We start from the raw sequence: 13,326 nt of genomic DNA on the forward strand, positions 1-13,326 counted from the left end.
TCTTCCGTTCGGGGGGGGGGTTGGGGGCGCCCCCCCAAGGGTCCCGGCTTCGCCGGGTACCGGGCTCTGCCCGGACCCGCGCCTCAAGCGCCGGCGAGGCTGGAATTGCCGGACCCCGTCCCCAGGCGCCGGCGAGGCTGGAATTGCCGGACCCCGTCCCCAAGCGCCGGCGAGGCTGGAAATGCCGGACCCCGTCCCCAGGCGCCGGCGAGGCTGGAATTGCCGGACCCCGTCCCCAGGCGCGGGCAGGGCTGGAATTGCCGGACCCCCGCTTCGGCAGGGAGGGCGGGCTGCACAGCCGGGGTGGTCAGCGGGGGCGCCAGGGGAGTTCGGCGGTGGCGGTGGTTCCGGTGCCGGGGGGTGAGTCGAGGAGCAGGACCCCGTCCACGGCGTCCAGCCGCTCGGTGAGGCCGGCGAGCCCCGAGCCCCCCGTCGGCGAGGCCCCGCCCCGTCCGTCGTCCGCGACCCGCAGCAGCAGCCGTCCGCCCGAGCGCCACACGTCCACGCTGGCGGTGGTGGCGCGGGAGTGTTTGCTGATGTTCTGGAGGAGTTCGGAGACGGTGAAGTAGGCGATGCCTTCGATGGCTGCGGCGGGGCGTTCGGGGAGGTCGACGTGGACTTTGACCGGGACGGTGCAGCGGGAGGCGACGGAGGAGAGGGCGGCGTCGAGGCCGCGGTCGGTGAGGACGGCGGGGTGGATGCCGCGGGCGAGGTCGCGGAGCTCCTGGAGGGCGAGTTTCACCTCGCCGTGGGCCTCGTCGACCATGGCGGCCGCCGCGTCCGGGTCTTCCGTCAGCTTCTCCTTCGCCAGGCCCAGCCCCATGGCGAGGGCGGCGAGCCGCGCCTGCGCCCCGTCGTGGAGGTCCCGCTCGATGCGCCGCAGGTCCGCGGCGGCGGTGTCCACGACCACGCCCCGGTCCGACTCCAGCTCGGTCACGCGGTGCGCGAGGCGCGACGGGCCGAGCAGCCCGGCGACCAGGACCCGGTCGACGGTGGTCAGCGCCCGCACCACCCACGGCGTGGCCAGCGTCAGCACCAGCCCGGCCAGGAAGGACCCAGCGATCCGGGCCGGCGAGTCCAGGTAGTAGGTGTGGTCACCGTTGGTGAACAGCTGCAGCCCCGGCCGGCCGGTGTACGTGGGGAAGATCCAGAACCACAGGGGGTAGAGGAGGAGCGACCAGCCGCAGGTCCACAGCACCAGCGCCAGGCAGAAGGCGAACACGGCCCAAGGCAGGTGGAACACCGCGTACAGCGCGTGCCGCCAGGCGCTGCCGCTCTTGAGCACGGCCCCCATCGCGGCGAGCGCCCCGCCCTTGCGCGCCCGGACCGGCCCGGGCTCGTCCACGTCGAGCCGGAGCAGGGCGCGCGCCCGGGCCCGCTCCACGCGCCCGAAGCCGCGGCACATCAGCAGCACGCCGGCGAGGACCGGGATCCCGAGGAAGGTGAGCAGCAGTCCGGCGCCCACGCTGACGCCGGTGATCGCGAGGGAGAAGTACACCAGGGCCAGCGGCAGCCCGAGCAGCACGTACCCGAACTCCCGCCAGGTCCGGGCCGCGACGGGGGCCCGCAGCATCCCGCCGATCGCCGTGCCGGTCCCTGTGTCCGCTGCTGCGCCGGCCATCCCGACCCGCCCTTTCCTCGTCACGCTCACGCTTACGCCCACGACCTCCACCCTGCCGACCGCGCCCGCGCCCGACCATGCGGCGGGTCGGCGTCCCGGTCGGGGGGATAACCCCACCCCGCGCCGCCCGAAGGCCCCGCTCAGCCGCGGGCGCGCCACGGCAGCTCGGCCGTCACGACCGTGCCCCGCCCCTGCGGCGAATCCACCAGGAAGACCCCGTCCACGGCGTCCAGCCGCTCGGTGAGGCCGGCGAGCCCCGAGCCCCCCGTCGGCGAGGCCCCGCCCCGCCCGTCGTCCGCGACCCGCAGCAGCAGCCTCCCGCCGGAGCGCCGGACCTCCACGCTGGCGGTGGTGGCGCGGGAGTGTTTGCTGATGTTCTGGAGGAGTTCGGAGACGGTGAAGTAGGCGATGCCTTCGATGGCTGCGGCGGGGCGTTCGGGGAGGTCGACGTGGACTTCGACCGGGACGGTGCAGCGGGAGGCGACGGAGGAGAGGGCGGCGTCGAGGCCGCGGTCGGTGAGGACGGCGGGGTGGATGCCGCGGGCGAGGTCGCGGAGCTCCTGGAGGGCGAGTTTCACCTCGCCGTGGGCCTCGTCGACCATCGCGGCCGCCGCGTCCGGGTCTTCCGTCAGCTTCTCCTTGGCCAGACCCAGCCCCATCGCCAGCGCCACCAGCCGCGCCTGCGCCCCGTCGTGGAGGTCCCGCTCGATGCGCCGCAGGTCCGCGGCCGCGGTGTCCACGACCACGCCCCGGTCCGACTCCAGCTCGGCGATCCGCCGCTCCAGCTCGTCCGAGGGCGACAGCAGCCCCCGTACCAGCAGCCGGTCCACGTTGGTCAGCGCACGCGTCACGTACGGCAGCACCGGCCACAGCACGAACAGCCCGGTCAGCGCCACCGTGAACGTCAGCACCCCCCACGGCAGCCGCACCAGCTCGTACAGCACGCTGCGCCAGGCCACCGGATCCTTCACAGCCGCCCACAGCCACGGGAAGAAACCGCCGGCCCGCCGCGGACCGGGCAGCGGAGTAGGCTCCTCCACATGGACGCCGAGCAGCACGCGGGCCCGCGCGCGCTCCGTCCGTCCCAGCCGGCGAGATATGAATAGGCCGGTTGTGAGCAGCGGTAGGCCGACCACGGTCACGGACAAACCGCCCGCGGTGGCCACCATGAACACCGTGTAAACAAACCCGACGAGCGCCGCCGGCAGATTGGTCAACAGGTGGGCGGTTTCCTTCCACGCCACGGCCCCCAGGGCGGCTCGGACGGGGGGCGGCCGGTCGTCGTCGGGGCCCTGGATGCTCATGGTCATGCGGCACAGCCTGCCAAGACCGCCGCGGCGGTGCCATGGGGCGGCCGGGCCGCAGTGAACGGGGGATAACCCCACCCCGCAGGAAGCAGGCCCTAGACTCCCGTCCGTAACAGATCGTCGACAGTGGCCAAGGAGCGAGGAACGGACGTGCCAGACCCGACGGTATCGACCGAAACCGTGCTCGCGGCGGACTATTTCCGGAGTTATTCGGTCGTCGGCCTGCTGGCCGTCCTCGGTGTGCTCTTCGTGGCCGTCGCCTTCGGCGCGGGCCGGCTGCTGCGGCCCGTCGTCCCGACCCCCGAGAAGCTCCTGACGTACGAATGCGGCGTCGACCCGGTCGGCGAGGGCTGGGCCCACACCCAGGTCCGCTACTACGTCTACGCGTTCCTCTACGTCATCTTCGCCGTCGACTCGATCTTCCTCTTCCCCTGGGCGACCGTGTTCGCCGCCGCCGGCTTCGGCGCCACGACGCTGGTGGAGATGTTCGTCTTCCTCGGCTTCCTGGCCGTCGGCCTGCTCTACGCGTACAAGAAGGGCGTCCTCGCATGGACGTGACACCTCAGCCGGAGCTGCTCCCGGAGCCCAGGCGCCTGGGAGTCCTGTCCCGCCTGGCACCCGAGCCGATGAAGGTGGTCCTGAACTGGGGCCGCCGCTACAGCCTGTGGGTCTTCAACTTCGGCCTCGCCTGCTGCGCCATCGAGTTCATCGCCGCCTCCATGGCCCGGCACGACTTCATCCGGCTCGGCGTCATCCCGTTCGCGCCCGGCCCCCGCCAGGCCGACCTGATGATCGTCTCGGGCACGGTGACGGACAAGATGGCCCCGGCCGTCAAGCGGCTGTACGAGCAGATGCCGGAGCCGAAGTACGTCATCTCCTTCGGCGCCTGCTCCAACTGCGGCGGCCCCTACTGGGACTCGTACTCCGTCACCAAGGGCGTCGACCAGATCATCCCCGTCGACGTGTACGTCCCCGGCTGCCCGCCCCGGCCCGAGGCGCTGCTCCAGGGCATCCTCAAGCTCCAGGAGAAGATCGCCCGCGAGTCGCTGGCCGAGCGGTACGCCCACGGCGACCGCGGGCCCTCGGTCGCCCAGCTCACCAGCGGCCTGGTCACCCCGCCGCCCGCCCCGGGAGCCGGCGCATGAACCTGTACGACTCCCTCCCCGACGCCGCGGCGCAGGTCTTCGGCCCCGAGGCCGTGGCCGAGTCCGCCTACGACCTGCTCACGGTCGACGTCCCCGTCGGGAGCTGGATCTCCGCCCTGGAGACCGCCCGCGACAAGCTGGGCTGCACCTACTTCGACTGGCTGAGCGCGGTGGACGAGCCGGGCACCGGCTTCCGGGTGTGCGCGCACGTCGTGGCGCTGGAGAACCGCCGCGTACGGCGGCTGCTGCTGCGCACCACCGTCCCGCACGCGGCGCCCTCGCTGCCGTCCGCCGTCGCCGTGTACGCGGGTGCGGCCTGGCACGAGCGGGAGACCTTCGAGATGTTCGGGGTCGTCTTCACCGACCACCCGCACCTGGTGCCGCTGCTCCTGCCGGAGAACTTCGAGGGACACCCGCTGCGCAAGGACTTCGTCCTCGCCGCGCGCGTCGCCAAGGCCTGGCCGGGCGCCAAGGAGCCGGGCGAGGGCGCCGAGGCCGACGGGCCCAAGCGGCGGCAGATGCTGCCGCCCGGCGTGCCCGACCCCAACGACTGGGGGCCGCTCAAGGGCCAGCTCCCGCCCGCCCCCGCCCGCCCGGCCCGCACCCCGCGCGCCGCGGGCGCGGCCGCCCGCACCCCGCGCGAGGGCGCCCCGGTCCGGCGCACGCGCACGGTGGCGGAGGGCTCGGCGAGCCAGGCCGCTGCCCCCGCTCCGGCGGAGACGGTCGAGGGCGAGGCCCCGGCCCGCCCGGCGCGGCGTACGCGGTCGGCTGCCGAAGGCTCGGCGAGTCAGGCCGCTGCCCCTGCTCCGGCGGAGACGGTCGAGGGCGAGGCCCCGGTCCGTCCGGCGCGGCGTACGCGGTCGGCTGCCGACGGGTCGGCGAGCCAGGCTCCTGCCCCCGCTCCGGCTGCGGCTCCGGCGGAGTCCGCCGAGGGTGAGGCCCCCGTGCGGCCTGCGCGGCGTACGCGGTCCGCGGCCGACGGGTCGGCCAGTCAGGCCGCCGCCCCCGCGCCGGCCGACGGCGTACGGAAGCCGCCCGCGCGGCGGAGCTCCGACGCGCCCTGGCACGACCCGAAACCCGCCTTCGGCGAGGAGGAGCCGCCGGCGAAGCCGGACCGGCCCGCCCCGGCCGCCGAGCCGGAGCCCGGAACCACCCCCGACCCGACCACCGACAACGGAGGCGACGCGTGAACGACGTCCTCGACGTCGCCCTGCGACTGATCGTCGTCTTCGCCGTCTTCCTCGTGCTCCCGCTCGTCGTCGGGCAGACCGAGCACAAGGTGATGGCGCACATGCAGGGCCGCCTCGGCCCCATGTACGCGGGCGGCTTCCACGGCTGGGCCCAGCTCGTCGCCGACGGCGTGAAGTTCGCGCAGAAGGAGGACGTGGTCCCGGCCGGCGCCGACCGCCGCATCTTCCAGCTCGCCCCGGCCGTCGCCCTCCTGCCGTACCTCCTCGTCCTCATCGCCATCCCCATCGGCCCCGGCGAGGGCGCGGTCGGCCAGGCCATCGACGCCGGGCTCTTCTTCGTCCTCGCCGTCATGGGCGTCGGCGTCCTCGGCAGCCTGATGGCCGGCTGGGCCTCCGCCAACAAGTTCTCCCTGCTCGGCGGCCTGCGCACGGCCGCCCAGCTGCTCGCGTACGAGCTGCCCATGCTGCTCGCCGCCGCCTCGGTCGCGATGGCCGCCGGGACCGTGTCCCTGCCGGGCATCGTCGACGCCTTCCACTGGTGGTGGCTGCCCTGGCAGATCACCGGCGCGCTCGTCTTCTTCACCGCCGGCCTCGCCGAACTCCAGCGGCCGCCCTTCGACATGCCCGTCGCCGACTCCGAGATCATCTTCGGCGCGTACACCGAGTACACCGGCCTGCGGTTCGCGCTGTTCCTGCTCGCCGAGTACGCCGGCATCGTCGTGCTGTGCGCCCTGACCACCGTCCTCTTCCTCGGCGGCTGGCACGGCCCCGTCGCCGACGGCTGGGTCTGGACCCTCCTGAAGACCGCCGTCCTCGCCTTCGTCGTGATCTGGCTGCGCGTCAGCTACCCGCGACTGCGCGAGGACCAGCTCCAGAAGCTCGCCTGGACCGCACTCATCCCGCTCGCGCTCGCCCAGATCGCGCTCACCGGCATCGTGAAGGTGGCGATCAGCTGATGCCCCCCATCCCCGGCTCCGGCCTCGCCAAGGGCCTCGCGGTGACGCTCCGCACGATGACGAAGCGTTCGCACACCGCCCAGTACCCCGACGTGCAGCCCGAACTGCCGCCCCGCACCCGCGGGGTCATCGGCCTGTTCGAGGAGAACTGCACGGTGTGCATGCTGTGCGCCCGCGAGTGCCCCGACTGGTGCATCTACATCGACTCCCACAAGGAGACCGTCCCGGCCGCCACCCCCGGCGGGCGCGAGCGCAGCCGCAACGTCCTCGACCGCTTCGCGATCGACTTCTCGCTGTGCATGTACTGCGGCATCTGCATCGAGGTGTGCCCCTTCGACGCCCTGTTCTGGTCGCCGGAGTTCGAGTACGCCGAGACGGACATCCTCGAACTCACCCACGAGCGCGACAAGCTGCGCCAGTGGATGTGGACCGTCCCGGCGCCGCCCGCGCTGGACCCGGCCGCCGAGGAGCCCAAGGAGCTCGCAGCCGCCCGCAAGGCCGCGGAGAAGGCCGAGGCCGCAGCCGAGGCCGCCGCAGCGGCAGCAGCCGCGGAGGCCGCCGGTCCCGCGGGCCCCGCCGAACCCGCACCCCCCACCGACTCGCCGACCGCCCCGGAGACAGACGCGTGACCCCCGCAGCCACCACCCTGGCCGCCGCGGCGCAGCCGGCGGCCGCAGCGGCCGGACACGGGTTCCTCTCCCCGACCGGCGTCGAGATCGCCTTCGTCCTCGTCGGCCTCGCCACCCTCGGGGCGGCCCTCGTCACCGTCACCACCCGCCAGCTCGTGCACGCCGCGCTGTGGCTCGTCGCGGCGCTCGGCGGGATCGCCGTCGAGTACCTGCTGCTGACCGCCGAGTTCATCGCCTGGGTCCAGGTCCTGATCTACCTCGGCTCCGTCGTCGTGCTGCTGCTGTTCGGGCTGATGCTCACCAAGGCGCCCATCGGGCGCTCCCCGGACGCCGACTCCGGCAACCGGTGGGTCGCCCTCGGCGTCGCCGGGGCCGCGGCAGCCTCCCTCGTCTGGGTCGTCGTCGACGCCTTCCGCACCACCTGGATCGACCTCGACGGCCCCGTCCAGGGCTCCACGGAGGTCTCCGGCCGGATCCTCTTCCAGCACTGGGTGCTGCCCTTCGAGGCGCTCTCCGTCCTCCTCCTCGCGGCCCTGATCGGCGCCATCGTGCTCTCCCGCAAGGAAGCCGCCGACAGCGCCGCCCCCGCCGCCGACCCCAGCGACAAGGGGCAGAGCTGATGCACCTCGCCTACCCCGCCGTGCTCGCGGCGCTCCTGTTCTGCACCGGCCTGTACGGGGTGCTCGCGCGCCGCAACGCCATCCTGGTCCTGATGTCCGTCGAGCTGATGCTCAACGCCGTCAACCTCAACCTGGTGGCCTTCGACGTCTGGCTGCGCGACACCCTCCACGCCGGCCAGGCCCTCACCCTCTTCACCATCACCATCGCCGCCGCCGAGATCGGCATCGGCCTCGCGATCGTGCTGATGGTCTACCGCAACCGCGGCACCTCGGACGTCGACAGGCTGCGCGACACCGCCGAGGGACACGAACCCGAACAGACCGGCACCGCCCGGCCGGAGGTCGCCGCGTGAGCACCACGACCCTCGCCGTCCTCGTCCCCGTCCTGCCGTTCCTCGGCGCCGTCCTGGGGCTGCTGCTGGGCCGCACCGCCCCCGGCTTCGTCCGGCCGCTGGCCGTGCTGCCCGCGCTGGCCGCGGCCTGCCTCGCCGTGGCCGTCGCCGTCCGCCAGGGCGGCGGGCCGGCCCTGAACGCCGCCACCGAGCTCACCCCGACCGGCTCCGTGCCGATCGAGCTCTCGCTGCACCTCGACGGCTTCGCCGTGCTCGTGGCCGTCCTCGTCGGCGTCGTCTCCACCTGCGTCCAGCTGTACTCCACGGCGTACCTGCGCGAGGACCCGCGCTACCCCTCGTACGCCGCCCTGGTGTCGCTGTTCACCTCTGCCATGCTGCTCGTCGTCTACTCCGGCGACCTGATGGTCCTGCTGGTCGGCTGGGAGGTCATGGGCATCTGCTCGTACTTCCTCGTCGGGCACTACTGGGAGACCGAAGCGGCCCGCTCCGCCTCCCTGAAGGCCTTCCTCGTCACCAAGCTCGGCGACGTGCCCTTCCTGATCGGCCTGTTCGCGCTCGCCGCCGACGCCGGCTCCTTCGAGATCACCAAGATCCTCGGCGCCGTCGCCGCGGGCGGGCTCGACCACCCGACGCTGATCGCGCTGCTGCTGCTCGCCGGCGTCGCCGGCAAGTCCGCGCAGTTCCCGCTGCACACCTGGCTCCCCGACGCCATGGCCGGCCCCACCCCGGTCTCCGCGCTGATCCACGCCGCGACGATGGTCGCCGCCGGCGTGTACTTCATCGCCCGCCTGCTGCCGGTGTTCACCGAGTCCGCGGCCGCGCTGGTCGTGATGGCCGTGATGGCGGCCGTCACCATGGTCGGCTCGGGGCTCGCCGCCCTGGCCCAGGACGACATCAAACGCGTCCTCGCCTACTCCACCGTCGGCCAGCTCGGCTACATGATCGGCGCCCTGGCCGTCGCCGACCGCGGCGCCGCCGTCTTCCACCTGCTCTCCCACGGCGCGTTCAAGGCCCTGCTGTTCCTCGGCGCCGGCGTGATCATCCACGCCGCCGGCACCAACTCGCTGGCCGCGATGTCCCGCATGGACGGCCTGGCCAAGCGGGTCCCCGACGCCTTCTGGACCATGACGATCGGACTGCTCGCGCTGGCCGCGATCCCGCCCTTCGCGGGCTTCTTCTCCAAGGAGACCGTCCTCGTCGCCGCCGAGAAGGCCGCCTCCGGGCACACCGAGGCCGCGCCAGGCGCCGCGGGCTGGATCGTGCTCGCCGCCGGCGTGCTGGCCGCGCTGCTCACCGCCGCCTACGCCGCCCGGCTGTGGCTGATGGCCTTCTGCGGCAAGGGCGCACCCGCCCCCGTCCACGGCAGGGAGCCCCTCGCCATGACGGGCGTGCTGTGGCTGCTGGCGATTCCCTCGGTCGGCTTCGGCCTCGCCGCCCGGCCGCTCGCCGCCTGGTTCGACGGCGGGCAGCTCAGCCCGACGGTCGCCACCGCCGTCCTCGGCACCGGGGCCGCCGCCGTCGGCGCCCTGCTCACCTACGGCCTGTGGCAGCGCGCCGTCGCCAAGGCCGCAGCCGGCTCCTACCGCAGCGCCGAGCCCGTGCCCGCGTCCGTCGCCGCCGCCGAGTCCGCCGCCGAGACCCCCGAGGTCGCCGAGGTCACCCACGAGCACCCCGCCGTCCCGGCCGGGCCCGCCCCCGACCCCGGACGCGCGCTGCTCGGACCGCTGTACCGGCACGCCGCCGCCGGCTTCCACCTGGACGCCGTCTACGACCGGCTGTTCGTCCGGCCCGTCCGCGGGGCCGCCGCCCTCGTCCGCTTCCTCGACCGCGAGGTCGTCGACACGTACGTCCGCGGTGCGGGCACCGGCCCCCGGCTGCTCGGCAGCCTCGTGCGCCGCGCCCAGACCGGCAACGTGCAGAGCTACCTGAGCGCCCTGCTCGCCGGTGCCGTGGTCCTGGCGATCGCCACCGCCGTCCTCGCCAACGTCAACGCCGGATCGTGAGCCGTGAGTCAGCCGTGATCGATATCAGCCCGTCCGTGATGCAGTTCCTCCTGGCGTTCGCCGTCGCCGCACCGCTCCTCGGTGCCCTCGCGGCCCTGCTGCCCGCCCCGCCCGGCCTGAAGGGCAGGAGCCCCGAGCAGGCCGTGCTCCGCCACGGCGTGACCGTCACCGCTGTGGTCCTCGCCGCGGCGCTCGCCCTCGCCGCCGGCTTCGACCACGACGCCCCGTCCCGCTTCCAGGCGACCACGGACATCAGCTGGATCCCCTCCCTGGGCGTCCGCATCCACCTCGGCATCGACGGCATCTCGCTCCCCCTCCTCGTGATGACCGCGCTGCTGTTCTTCCTGTGCGCGCTGTACAGCTACTTCAAGCTGCCCGAGGGCCCCTCCGCCAAGGCCTTCGTCGCGCTGCTGCTCGTCCTGGAGTCCGGCACCCTCGCGACCTTCGCCGTCCTCGACCTGCTGCTGTTCTTCCTCGCCTTCGAGATGGTCCTCATCCCGATGTACTTCCTCATCGCCCGCTGGGGCGGTGCTCAGCGGCAGGCCGCCGCCTGGAAGTTCATCCTGTACACCCTCCTCGGCTCCGTGGTCATGCTGCTCGGCCTGCTGCTGATCGGCCTGGAGAGCGGCACGTTCGACATGGTGGCACTCGCCACCGACAACGGCCGGGGGCTCAGCCACACCACCCAGGTCCTGGCCGTCCTCTCCATCGGCCTCGGCCTCGCCGTGAAGACCCCGATGTGGCCGCTGCACAGCTGGCTGCCCGACGCCCACACCGCCGCCCCCACCGTCGGCTCCGTCCTGCTGGCCGGCGTCCTGCTGAAGATGGGCACGTACGGGTTCGTGCGCATCCTGCTGCCGGCCACCCCCGACGGCATGGCCGTCTTCGCCCCCTACCTGGGCGCCTTCGCCGCCATCGGCATCGTCTACGGGTCCCTCGCCTGCCTCTCGCTGGCCCGCAGTGGCAACAAGGGCGACCTCAAGCGGCTCATCGCGTACTCCTCCGTCGGCCACATGGGCTTCGTCCTGCTCGGCATCGCCTCCATGACCCCGACCGGCGTCAACGGCGCCCTGTTCGCCAACATCGCCCACGGCCTTATCACCGGCCTGCTGTTCTTCCTGGTCGGCGCCCTGAAGGACCGCTACGGCACCGCCGACCTCGACACCCTCGCCGGAGCCACCGGCGCCGCCCTCTACGGGCGCGCCCCGCGCCTCGGCGCCCTGCTGGCCTTCGCCGCCGTCGCCTCTCTCGGCCTGCCCGGCCTTGCCGGGTTCTGGGGCGAGATGCTGGCCCTGTTCGGCGCCTTCGACCCGGCCGAGGGGCTGTCGCGGCCCGCCTTCCTCACCTGGATGGCGCTGGGCGCGTTCGGCACCCTGCTCACCGCCGCCTACCTGCTGATCGTCGTCCGGCGCGTCTGCATGGGCGATCCCGCGGCCCGGCCCGCGGCCGCCGGCGGGGCCGCGGGTGCCGCAGGTCCCGTGCCCGTCCTCGCGGACGTCCAGGGGTACGAGTTCGCCGCCTGGACCCCGCTCGTGGCCCTCACCGTCCTCGCCGGCCTGTGGCCCGCCGTCCTCCTCGGCCTCACCGACCCGGCCGTCCAGAAGCTCCTCGCAGGAGGCAACGCATGACGGCCCTGTACGCGGCCACCGCCACGGCCGCCGCCTCAGCCACGGCCGCCGCTCCGGTCACGTCCGGCCCGGGTTCCGCGGCAGCCCCGGCCGCCGCCGGGAGCCTCGTCCAGAGCGTCGACTGGCTCGCGATCACCCCCGTGGTGCTGCCCGCCGCCATCGCCCTCGTCGTGCTCCTCGCCGACCTGTTCCTGCCCGAGCGCCGCAAGCCGCTGCTCGGCTGGCTCTCCGCCGCCGGCCTCGCCGCCGCGACCGCCTCCCTGCTGCCGCTGCGCGCCGGCGACCGCTCCACGTTCTGCCTCACCGCCGACCCGGCGGCGTGCAGCTACACCGCCGACCACTTCACGCTCGTCATCCAGTTCCTGGTGCTGGCCGGCGCCCTGGTCACCACCCTGCTGTCGGTCACCGCCGTCCGCGACGCGCGCATGCCCGCCGGCGAGTACTGGTTCCTGCTCCTCTCCTCCGCCGCCGGCGCGGCCCTGCTGCCCGCCTCCCGCGACCTCGCCACCCTGATCGTCGCCCTGGAGGTCGCCTCGCTGCCCGCGTTCGCCCTCGTCGGCATGCGCCGCGGCGACCGGCTCTCCTCCGAGGCCGCCCTGAAGTTCTTCCTCTCCTCGGTCACGGCCACCGCCGTCTCCCTCTTCGGCATCAGCCTCGTCTACGCCGCCACCGGCACCCTGCACCTGGTCCGGGTCGCCGACCGGCTCGAGGACGTGCCCGGGCAGCTCGACACCCTCGCCATGGCCGGCGTCGCGCTCACCCTCGTAGGCTTCGCCTTCAAGACCGCCGCCGTGCCCTTCCACTTCTGGGTCCCCGACACCTACGTCGGCGCACCGCTGCCCATCGCCGGCTACCTGTCGGTGATCGGCAAGGCCGTCGGCTTCACCGGCCTCGCCCTCGTCACCGTGATCGCCTTCCCGGCGTATTCCGACGTCTGGGGCCCCGCCCTCGCCGTCCTCGCCGCGCTCACCATGACCCTCGGCAACGCCGCGGCCCTGCGCCAGTCCGCCGACCGGCCGAACAGCGCCGTCCGGCTGCTCGCCTGGTCCTCGGTCGGCCAGGCCGGGTACCTCCTCGTCCCGATCGCCGCGGCCGCGTACACCGGGCGCGAGCAGATCGGCTCCACGGTCGCCTACGCCCTGATGTACGGCGTCGTGAACCTCGGCGCCTTCGCCGTCGCCGCCCTCGTGGCCCGCACCAGGCCGCTGAACCGGATCAGCGACTACCGCGGCCTCTACGCCGAGCGGCCCGCCGCCGCCCTCGCCTTGGCCTTCTTCCTGCTCTGCCTGGCCGGGCTGCCGCCGGGCATCATCGGCCTGTTCGCCAAGGTCACCGTCTTCCGCTCCGCGGTCGACGCGGGCCTGGGCTGGCTGGCCGTGGTCATGGCCGTCAACGTCGTCATCGCCCTGTACTACTACCTGCGGTGGACCGCGGTACTCTTCCGCGCCCCCGAGGCCGCCGAGCAGGCCGAGGGCGCCCGTACGGGCAGGCCCGGCACCCCGTGGCCCCTCGCCGCCGCAATCACCCTCACCGCGGCCGTCTCCCTGCTGCTGTCCGGCGCCCCGCAGCTGATCCTCCGCTTCGCGGCCGGCAGCCTCTTCCCGCAGTAGCCGCCACCCGCTGCCGCTGCCGCTGCCGCTGCCGCTGCCGCTGCCGCTGCCGCTGCCGCTGCCGCCGGGCTGCCGCTGGGCTGCCGCTGGGCTGCCGCTGCGCGGAGCCTGTCCCCTCCCCGCCCCTTCTCCCCCAGCTACCGCTGGGAGGTGCCCCCAGAAACCGGGGCGAGCAGGTCAACTCCCCGGCCCCCGCGGGCACGGTGGCCAACCAGTCGGTCAGTGCCGGCGCCCAGGCCGCGGCCGGCGACACGGTGGTGCTGA

Annotated in this window: 12 protein-coding genes; 10 read left to right on the top strand and 2 right to left on the bottom strand. The window is 73.9% G+C overall.

Features of this window, described 5'->3' with window-relative positions:
* Positions 1-307: 307 nt before the first annotated feature.
* Together ABZ924_RS36015 and ABZ924_RS36020 are read right to left on the bottom strand one after the other, a co-directional pair.
* Positions 308-1,621: a sensor histidine kinase gene (locus ABZ924_RS36015; RefSeq protein ID WP_361919526.1), complete on the bottom strand. Its 1,314-nt coding sequence runs from the start codon at positions 1,619-1,621 to the stop codon at positions 308-310.
* A gap of 140 nt (positions 1,622-1,761) precedes the next feature.
* Positions 1,762-2,931: a sensor domain-containing protein gene (locus ABZ924_RS36020; RefSeq protein ID WP_361919528.1), complete on the bottom strand. Its 1,170-nt coding sequence runs from the start codon at positions 2,929-2,931 to the stop codon at positions 1,762-1,764.
* Positions 2,932-3,078: 147 nt separating this feature from the next.
* Between ABZ924_RS36020 and ABZ924_RS36025 the strand changes: the two genes are divergently transcribed.
* From ABZ924_RS36025 to ABZ924_RS36070, 10 genes are read left to right on the top strand one after another with little or no spacing between them, the layout of a single operon-like run.
* Complete coding sequence (locus ABZ924_RS36025) at positions 3,079-3,486, top strand: NADH-quinone oxidoreductase subunit A (RefSeq protein ID WP_361919530.1); 408 nt, start codon at positions 3,079-3,081, stop codon at positions 3,484-3,486.
* Positions 3,477-4,073 (top strand): NADH-quinone oxidoreductase subunit B family protein, encoded by a 597-nt coding sequence (locus tag ABZ924_RS36030; protein ID WP_361919532.1) that lies wholly within the window; start codon positions 3,477-3,479, stop codon positions 4,071-4,073. Before ABZ924_RS36025 ends, ABZ924_RS36030 begins: the two co-directional genes overlap by 10 nt.
* Positions 4,070-5,263: an NADH-quinone oxidoreductase subunit C gene (locus ABZ924_RS36035; RefSeq protein WP_361919534.1), complete on the top strand. Its 1,194-nt coding sequence runs from the start codon at positions 4,070-4,072 to the stop codon at positions 5,261-5,263. The genes ABZ924_RS36030 and ABZ924_RS36035 overlap by 4 nt, the downstream gene beginning before the upstream one ends.
* Positions 5,260-6,219, top strand: a complete 960-nt coding sequence (locus tag ABZ924_RS36040) for a complex I subunit 1 family protein (RefSeq protein WP_361919536.1) — start codon at positions 5,260-5,262, stop codon at positions 6,217-6,219. Before ABZ924_RS36035 ends, ABZ924_RS36040 begins: the two co-directional genes overlap by 4 nt.
* Entirely contained in the window at positions 6,219-6,848 is a 630-nt protein-coding gene (locus ABZ924_RS36045) for an NADH-quinone oxidoreductase subunit I (protein ID WP_361919538.1), read from the top strand. The genes ABZ924_RS36040 and ABZ924_RS36045 overlap by 1 nt, the downstream gene beginning before the upstream one ends.
* Positions 6,845-7,468: an NADH-quinone oxidoreductase subunit J gene (locus ABZ924_RS36050; RefSeq protein WP_361919540.1), complete on the top strand. Its 624-nt coding sequence runs from the start codon at positions 6,845-6,847 to the stop codon at positions 7,466-7,468. Before ABZ924_RS36045 ends, ABZ924_RS36050 begins: the two co-directional genes overlap by 4 nt.
* Positions 7,468-7,821: an NADH-quinone oxidoreductase subunit NuoK gene (nuoK, locus tag ABZ924_RS36055; protein ID WP_361919542.1), complete on the top strand. Its 354-nt coding sequence runs from the start codon at positions 7,468-7,470 to the stop codon at positions 7,819-7,821. Before ABZ924_RS36050 ends, nuoK begins: the two co-directional genes overlap by 1 nt.
* A complete protein-coding gene (locus tag ABZ924_RS36060) occupies positions 7,818-9,824 on the top strand; it encodes an NADH-quinone oxidoreductase subunit L (RefSeq protein ID WP_361919544.1) in 2,007 nt (668 codons plus the stop codon). The genes nuoK and ABZ924_RS36060 overlap by 4 nt, the downstream gene beginning before the upstream one ends.
* A 38-nt stretch (positions 9,825-9,862) precedes the next feature.
* Positions 9,863-11,452 carry an NADH-quinone oxidoreductase subunit M gene (locus tag ABZ924_RS36065; protein WP_361919546.1) on the top strand — a complete coding sequence of 530 codons (1,590 nt, stop codon included), beginning with the start codon at positions 9,863-9,865 and terminating at the stop codon, positions 11,450-11,452.
* A gap of 5 nt (positions 11,453-11,457) precedes the next feature.
* Positions 11,458-13,062 carry an NADH-quinone oxidoreductase subunit N gene (locus ABZ924_RS36070; protein ID WP_361919548.1) on the top strand — a complete coding sequence of 535 codons (1,605 nt, stop codon included), beginning with the start codon at positions 11,458-11,460 and terminating at the stop codon, positions 13,060-13,062.
* The last annotated feature ends 264 nt before the right edge of the window (positions 13,063-13,326 follow it).

The organism is Streptomyces sp. NPDC046876 (assembly GCF_040645035.1).
GTDB lineage: Bacteria > Actinomycetota > Actinomycetes > Streptomycetales > Streptomycetaceae > Streptomyces.

Coding starts and splice junctions, on each gene's coding strand:
- ABZ924_RS36030 (WP_361919532.1), top strand. CDS start 3,477: ATGGACGTGACACCTCAGCCGGAGCTGCTCCCGGAGCCCAGGCGCCTG.
- ABZ924_RS36065 (WP_361919546.1), top strand. CDS start 9,863: ATGCAGTTCCTCCTGGCGTTCGCCGTCGCCGCACCGCTCCTCGGTGCC.
- ABZ924_RS36015 (WP_361919526.1), bottom strand. CDS start 1,621: ATGGCCGGCGCAGCAGCGGACACAGGGACCGGCACGGCGATCGGCGGG.
- ABZ924_RS36035 (WP_361919534.1), top strand. CDS start 4,070: ATGAACCTGTACGACTCCCTCCCCGACGCCGCGGCGCAGGTCTTCGGC.
- ABZ924_RS36045 (WP_361919538.1), top strand. CDS start 6,219: ATGCCCCCCATCCCCGGCTCCGGCCTCGCCAAGGGCCTCGCGGTGACG.
- nuoK (WP_361919542.1), top strand. CDS start 7,468: ATGCACCTCGCCTACCCCGCCGTGCTCGCGGCGCTCCTGTTCTGCACC.
- ABZ924_RS36020 (WP_361919528.1), bottom strand. CDS start 2,931: ATGACCATGAGCATCCAGGGCCCCGACGACGACCGGCCGCCCCCCGTC.